The 3540-nt window shown below is 72.7% G+C and carries 2 protein-coding genes; both read right to left on the reverse strand.

Annotation, left to right across the window (positions count from 1 at the left end; genetic code table 11):
• Positions 1-2137 (reverse strand): DUF7024 domain-containing protein (locus A7A76_RS21730; RefSeq protein ID WP_206413264.1); only part of this gene is annotated, 2137 nt, incomplete at its 3' end.
• Complete coding sequence (locus A7A76_RS21735) at positions 2134-3192, reverse strand: glycosyltransferase family 2 protein (protein WP_206413265.1); 1059 nt, start codon at positions 3190-3192, stop codon at positions 2134-2136. The genes A7A76_RS21735 and A7A76_RS21730, both read right to left, overlap by 4 nt.
• Positions 3193-3540: the final 348 nt, after the last annotated feature.

Genomic DNA, 3540 nt, shown 5'->3' on the forward strand with positions numbered 1-3540 from the left:
AATGCGGGCAGTCGGCCGGCGGCGCCGGCGCGGCGTCGAGGCGGCGCAGGTGCAACTGGGTCAGCGCCAGCCCGAGCCGGCGCGGGTCGCCGTGGGGATCGCCGAGTTCGCGCGGCGAGGTCGGCCGCGGGACCAGCAGGTGCAGCTCGCGCGTCGGCGCCACATCGCGCAGCAGCAGCGCGCGGCGCGAGGATTCGCCGTCGAAGCGCGCGCTGGCCTGCGCCCCGCCCATGCGGATCGTCACCGGCTGGCCGACGTTGGGCCCGAACACCGAGGCGGTGTCGATCACCACGCGCAGCGTGCCGGAGAACTCGCGGTCGAACTCGATCACCGCTTCGGCGCCGTCGGTCCAGCGGCCGAACGGCTCCTGCGACGACAGTCCGCGCAGCGAGCGCACCATCGCCGGCTGGGCATGGCGCAGGTCGACCGCGTCGCCCTGTTCCAGCCAGTAGATGCTGAAGCCCGGGTAATCCTCGCGGCGCGAGTAGCTGCCGGCCGGCAGGCTCAGGCCGTTGAACAGCACCGCGCTGGCGCGGCTCCAGTCGACCGCGTCGGCCAGGTCGCGGCCCGGCTCGACCACGACCGGCTCGATCGCGGTCGAATCCACATAGAACCGCGCCTTGACCAGGCCGAAGATGTCGCGGCCGAGCAACTGGCTGTCGGCGACGAGTTCGGGATGGCGCTCGCGCAGGGTCTGGCCGCCGCGCACGTAGGCGTCGGCGTGGCTCAGGCCGCGCATGCTGGCGGCGACCGCGCCGGCGCCGAGCGCGGCGACCAGCGCGTAATGACCGAGCGCGGCCAGGCGCGGCAGGCGGAAGTCCCAGCGCAGGCTTTGGTGGAAAATCCGGCGAACGCCCTCGCCGCGCCAGACCCAGGCCAGGCACAGCGCCGCGCCGAGCAGGGCGACCAGCGCGGTCAGGCGGTTGCGGCCGAGGATCCAGGTCAGCTCCGGCGCGTCGACCGGGAACGGCGAATAGCCGCGCAGCCCGCGCGCGCCGGCGTACAGCGTCAGCGCCGCCAGCGCGATCGCCAGCGCCCAGGCCAGCCGCCGCTGCCATCGCGCCGGCCCGAGGCCGCGCCAGGCCAGCGCCGGCAGCAACAGCAAGGGCAGGCAGAAGTCGTAATAGCGCAGGTGCAGCCGGCCGACGTTCTCGTTCGAACCCATGCTGGCGGTGAAGTAGACGGTGACCGCCACCAGCGTGCCGACAGCGGCCAGGGCGAACACCGCGGCGCTGCGCGCGCGCTGCGCCGGTTCGCCGTCGCCGCCGTCGCCGCCGCGGGCGGCGCCGAAGAACTGCAGCAGCGCCGGCACCAGCAGCGGCCCGAACAGCAGGCTCAGCGCCAGCACATGGCCCCAGCCCGAACGCAGCAGGTTGGCCGCCATCGCGTCCCAGCCCAGGCTGGCGTTGTTGTTGGCCTGGACCTGGTAGAACTCGCCGAGCAGGCTCAGGCTGCCCGGCCCGCCGAGCGCATAGCCCAGGCCGAAGCGCACCGCCACGAACGCGGCCGCGGCCGCCAGCAGCGCCGCCAGCGCCGGCAGCAGGCGCCGGCGTGGGTCCGGCCATGCCGCGTCGGCGACGACGAAGGCGGCGAAGCCGATCGCCATGAACAAGGCGTGCAATTTGACCAGGCACATCGCGCCGAGGATCGCGCCGGCGACCGCGCCGTAGCGCCACGGCCGCGGCGCGTACGGCCGCAGCACCGCCAGCGCCAATGCCCAGAACAGCAGGTAGTACAGCGATTCGGGCATGAAATACGCGGTGTAGCTGTTCACCGGCGCCGCCACGCACACCACCGCCAGGGCCGCGGCCAAGGCCGGGCGGGTGTAGGGGCGCAGCACCGCGTAGATCAGCGGCAGCGCGGCCACCAGCAGCGCGGCGTTGAGGACCCGCGCGCAATCCAGGAACCCGCTGCCGCACAGGTTGGTGGCGCGGAAGATCCACAGATACAGATACGACGGCAGCTTGGCCTCGGCGATCGGGCCCAGGCGGCTGTAGGCGCTGTAGGACCATTCGTCGCCGAACACCGAGGCGTACAGGCCGTGGTCGCGCAGCAGCAGCGCGGCGAACACGGCCAGGCCGCCGGCGCCGAGGATCCAGCGCTGCCAGGCGCGGGGCGGCAAGGCGGGCGCGCTCAAGCCGATGCGTCCTGCGGCGAGGTGTGCTGCGCCGCGCCGTCCTGCGGCGTGCCCGTGCCCGCGCGCGGGCGCGCCGGGTCGGGCAGGTACGGCGCGATCGGCCGCGCCGGCACGCTGGCCACGTCGAAGGCGATGAAGGCCAGCACGAACTGCAGGCCGACGATCACCGGCAGCGCCGCGAGCATCACCGAGCCGGCCGGCGTGGCGATCCCGGCCTGGGCCGAGCTCAGCCACTTCCACGCGCCGAAGCCCAGGCCGAAGGCCATCAGCGCCGCGCCGAACGCCAGCTCCAGCGATGCGGCCGACATGTCGCGCAGGAAGTAGTTATAGAAAATGCGCTTGACGAAGTTGCGCACGTGCTTGACCAGGAACTCGCCGAAGATCTTGCCGATCTTCAGATTGCTTTCCTCGTCGGCGTAGACCGCGTCCATCGGCACGTCCACCACCGCGGCGCGGGCGATGTTGAGGCGGAACAGCAGGTCGGTCTCGAAGAAGTAGCGCCGGCTGATGCGCTCGGTGGGCAGGTGCGCGGCGACCCGGGTGTCGATCGCGGTATAGCCGTTGGTCGGGTCGAACAGATGCCAGTAGCCGGTGGACAGCTTGCTCAGGAACGACAGCCCGGCGTTGCCGATCAGGCGCAGCGCGGGCATGCGCTGGATCTGGGCGAGGTCGTAGAAGCGGTTGCCCTTGGTGTAGTCGGCGCGGCCTTCCAGGATCGGGCGCACGAACAGCGGCAGCAGGCGCGGGTCCATCTGGCCGTCGCCGTCGATCTTGACCGCGATGGTGTAGCCCTCGGCCACGGCCGCGGCGTAGCCGGTCATGACCGCGCCGCCGACGCCCTGGTTGAGCTCGTGGCGCAGCACCCGCACGCGCGGGTCGCGGCAGTGCTGCTCGACGAAATCGCCGCTGGCGTCGGGGCAGCGGTCGTCGACCACGTAGACGCGCTCCACCTCCGGCCCGATCGCCGCGATCACCGCCAGGATGTGGCGGCGGACCTTGTAGCTGGGAATCACGACCGCGATGCGGTGCGGGGCGTCGGCGGCGAAGGCGTTCAACGGGAACCTTGGGGGAAGGCGCGGGGCAGAGCGCGGAATGGTACCCAAATCGCTGTTAGCCGCCTGAATATCCCGGTAAACCGCGCTCCCGGCGGGGCGCGCCCGACGCGGCGCCGGCGGCGAACGCCGCGCGCGCGGTCGCGGAGCCGGCTTTGCGCCGTCGGCCCGGACGCAAGCGGCGGCGCGGCGACCAACTTTCGTCACTCGGCCTGCGCCGGCGCGGCGTCTAGTCTCGACCCCCTACGCTGTTCTTATCGCCGCCCTCCAGGGGAATCCGCCATGTTCCGTCCGCTTCTGCTCGCCGCGGCCATCGCCGCGGGCCTGTCCTGCGCGCCGCCGGCCGCCTTC

Origin of the sequence: Lysobacter enzymogenes (assembly GCF_017168095.1) — a bacterium.
In the GTDB taxonomy this organism is placed as follows: Bacteria; Pseudomonadota; Gammaproteobacteria; order Xanthomonadales; family Xanthomonadaceae; genus Lysobacter; species Lysobacter enzymogenes_D.